A 3,034-nucleotide genomic window follows, 5' to 3' on the forward strand; every position below is an offset into this window, starting at 1 on the left:
GGGCCTCACTACCTTGCCATCGACGTAGATTAGCGCCACCCACCTACGAGCATATCGGACGCATCCCGGTTCGCTGCTGTGGAACGTCGCGGATGATTGACTCGATGCAGGGAATTTTCTGAATCTAAACAGCGCGGCTTGTCAGGCATTGTTGGCCCAAACGTCAAGCATTTCTGACCCAGACCGTCCGTTCGCTGCGCCGGGCCTGAACTGGCAAGATGCGGACATTCCCGACCTTCTCTGCATAATGCTTGATCAGGCTGGAACGCCACACAGCTGCCGTTCGCTGCGTTTGCAGCCTTGATCACTTCAAATGGCAGCAATGCGCAGAAAGCCTCGCAATATCGCGATGTCTCGGGTGAGAGCGAACCTGCCTTTCTTCGGAATCGTTGCCCGCCCACGCCTACAACACGCCGACTGGGAAAAGCAGGCCGCAAACCTACTCAAGTCAGAGTTGAAACGTAAGGGGGTGACTTACGGTCAACTTGTTGAAAGGCTTGCTGATATTGGAATCAGTGAAACGGAGGTAAACGTTGCAAACAAGCTATCCCGTGGGAAGTTTTCAGCCGCGTTTATGCTGCAATGCGCAAATGTCATCGGAACTATGCAATTACGGCTGGATTAACGCTGATAATAGCGTTTTCTGTAGGAGGGTACATTCTTGGATTTGGCTTAGGGGAACAGTCCGGAGAGCATCAAGCCAATACCGATACCTATGCACGACATGCCCAAGATGAGATAGATAGCACCTGTGCCGGGCTTGATGGAGCAGCCCAGACGGAATGCATTGTTCGCGTGGTGGAGGCCACTAACCAGCATGAACGCTCCGAGAGCGATCTGCAGGCCCAGCGGAATATGGCCAGATGGGCGCTCTTGATGCTTCTGGCGACCGTAGCGATGGCCGTCATAACTGCTTTTGGTGTATATTACGTCTGGCGCACTCTCCAAGCCACCCAAAAAATGGCCGCTGACACTCGCGAAATTGGCGAGGCGCAGGTTAGCGCGCAATTGATGCCGGTTGACCGTTTGGCTAACCTCGTAAATATGGGCAATGGGGTTAGCTTTTCCGGCAAATTCAAGATCAGGAATGTCGGCAGTACCCCAGCATACAGGGTTTCCGTGTCGGCTACTGTTGACGGCTTTGTCAAAAAGGAATGGGCTGAGTCCACGCCTTACGACATCGGGCCAAACGAAGAGGCCGTAGCCCAAATCTATGGCGAGGGTGGTCCTAATAGTGTCGTTGACGCTGACTCGGGGTACAAGATGAGTGTCCACGTTCGTTTTGATACCGTATTCACTCGCGGGCCTAATTCCCTCAAGCGAAAGAGCAACCGGTTCGACTACAGAATCACCCGAAACTTGCAGGGAGGCTATGAGGCTAAACGCCTTTAGCGGAGCAATACTAATCATCCCTCACACCTTGGTGCGTTTGATACCCAAGGCCGCTCTTACTACCAATCGATGTGGGCCGCAGAGAATGTCAGGTGAGAGCCGATAGTGTTGAAAAACTCGAAAATTCCGATCATGCATTTTCTCGCCAAATTCCATCGCGCCTGAAAAGTCACCCCAGTTTGGATGGAGAAGGCCATGAGCGCGCGACACGACGGCAATGCCGTGCTCTGGCCGATCCCCCTGGCTAAAACTTTTGACCGGCTTTCAACGGCGGGATTTTTTAACGCCTTCCGTTAAAAATGGAGTTTTTCAACACTATCAGCCCAGACCTACCAAGTTGCCGCAGGATGGCGAATGTCCGGTCTTGGGGCGGCGGCCAAAAACGTGCAAAATCATACGAGGTTTTGCCAAGGGATTGTGGCACAAGAATTTTCAATGGTTCTGGTTGGATCGCCCGCGGTCAAAGACGACTGTTTTTGACCGCGTATAGGGTCATTCCAATTAGCTGAGTAAGTAGTGGTGATGAACTTTCAAGTCGGCAGCTTCAATATTGAACTGATCAAACAATGAGCTGTGTTGATCCGACAAATAAGCGTCTTTATGCGCCATAAAAAATTCTAGGTCGTACCATGCAACACCGAAGCGAATGGTCATGCCTTTACGAAGTACCATTTGCCAATCGTAGTGAGGGGCAGTCACTTTTGCCAGTCTCTCATCCGAAGCTTTGATGATTTCAAAGAACCTTTCAAAATCCTCTTCTGATTTAAGAGTAACCTCTACAGAAGTTGTCGCGACTCTATGTATGTCAGCTCCCCGGCGCGTTTCCTCTCCAACCAGTATCATCTCCCACTCACCGTCTCCGAGTACGCCTAATGGGTCAACAAATTCATCCGATGTCATGTAATTACCTCCTAAGAATAACCTGTCAGAGGAACTGTATCAGCTAAATCCAGCAAGCTTCCATTTTTTCGTATATGGCGTCACCAAAAGACCATCACATTATCTTCTTAGTAAAGCTTTTGAGGTTTGTGTCTGGCGCGGGCGGGGGGTAGTGAACCCCCCTTGTGACAACGTCTGGCATAAGTCATCCGGTCATTGGGCAACGCGGCCACTTACATGCACTCCCACCCCTACAAGGGACCCGCCGTGTCACTTGGTTGCGCACATACATAAAAATTACGTACATCGTCACCTCCAGTCCAAGAGCAAACACTAGGTCTGCAAGTCCCGGAAAGGTCAGAGCGCACGCAGTGACCGCCAGAGCACCGAAGGTAAGAAGACCTTTACGTGCCAAACTCGCGTTGTAGGAGATATGGACATTGGCGCTGCGCGGATCAAGCTGATCAGAGTCGCCCGCCACAAATCACCGTTTTTGATCAAGCCCAATAGCAGACATTGCCAGACTGAATGGCAGCTTCGTCCGCTCACCTGTCTTTGCCACCTGCCTATGAATGTCCGTTTTGCGTTGTATGCGACTTGCTGCACGAGCGAAGCCTGAAGGACAGTGAAGGTCTGGAAAGGGCTCATTCGACCAATTCAGGATTGTCGCAGAGAAGGTCCGCAGCGAGCCCAACTTGACCAGTGCTGCGCTGTGAACGAATGGCAGCTTGCGCGGGTGAGCAACTTTAAACCGCACGTGGTT

General features: G+C 51.6%; 3 protein-coding genes. 2 read left to right on the top strand and 1 reads right to left on the bottom strand.

The genetic code is table 11. The annotated features are described in order from the left end of the window. Positions 1–349 precede the first annotated feature (349 nt). Positions 350–625, top strand: a complete 276-nt coding sequence (locus tag Q1B13_RS26660; RefSeq protein ID WP_299085863.1) for a DUF6471 domain-containing protein — start codon at positions 350–352, stop codon at positions 623–625. Further along, positions 583–1,392, top strand: coding sequence for a hypothetical protein (locus Q1B13_RS26665; protein ID WP_299800826.1), 810 nt, complete (start codon positions 583–585; stop codon positions 1,390–1,392). The genes Q1B13_RS26660 and Q1B13_RS26665 overlap by 43 nt, the downstream gene beginning before the upstream one ends. A 501-nt stretch (positions 1,393–1,893) precedes the next feature. Here Q1B13_RS26665 and Q1B13_RS26670 read toward each other — a convergent pair. Continuing rightward, the gene (locus Q1B13_RS26670; RefSeq protein WP_299085853.1) at positions 1,894–2,292 is read right to left on the bottom strand and encodes a hypothetical protein; all 399 of its coding nucleotides are present in this window, start codon (positions 2,290–2,292) and stop codon (positions 1,894–1,896) included. Positions 2,293–3,034 lie beyond the last annotated feature (742 nt).

Origin of the sequence: uncultured Ruegeria sp. (assembly GCF_947489545.1) — a bacterium.
Lineage (GTDB): Bacteria > Pseudomonadota > Alphaproteobacteria > Rhodobacterales > Rhodobacteraceae > Ruegeria.